Below are 547 nucleotides of genomic sequence, written 5' to 3'. Positions count from 1 at the left end.
GTCTCATGTCCGCACTTGGCACACATCCAGCGTTTGTGGCAACGGTTCCAGTACTGTTTCTCGCAGCCACAGCGGCTGCACTTTATACCTTCTTTTTCGCGAGTTTCCTTGAGGTACTTTTCACAAGCTTCCTCGCTGTCGAAATGTTTTGCAAAATCCAACAACTTCATTTGACTATGATTTTTCAATTGCAAAGATAATACATTTGGGGATATTGCGGATTATCATTAAAGAGATTAGTAAATTAAATGATGCAGCAGTTGCTTACAGGTAAAATCCGCTTAACAGAATATATGAACAGACTTGCTATCATAGGAAGCGGTTTCGCAAAAACAAAGTAAGCAGTACCCTAAATTTTGAATTAGCTACATTGTCAAATTCCTGTTAAGAGTTATCCTATTAGGATTCTCACCCATCAGTCTACCCTTATAAGCTCTTCCCTGTACCTTCCGGCTTGCTTGGATGTACCTTGAATCTATCTTCCGTCTACCTTCCTTCTATCTACCTTCTTCCTACCTTCTTCCTACCTTCTTCCTACCTTCTTCCT

At 40.6% G+C, this 547-nt stretch carries 1 protein-coding gene; it reads right to left on the bottom strand.

The window, feature by feature from the left end; all coding sequences use genetic code 11:
- Window positions 1–170: transposase (locus T538_RS19215; protein WP_197028315.1), on the bottom strand; the 170-nt coding region annotated here is incomplete at its 3' end.
- Window positions 171–547: the final 377 nt, after the last annotated feature.

The organism is Bacteroides sp. Ga6A2, from assembly GCF_000702225.1.
Lineage (GTDB): Bacteria > Bacteroidota > Bacteroidia > Bacteroidales > Bacteroidaceae > Ga6A1.
The sequence above is the reverse complement of the archived record's forward strand: the minus strand, read 5'-3'. Positions and strand labels throughout refer to the sequence as shown.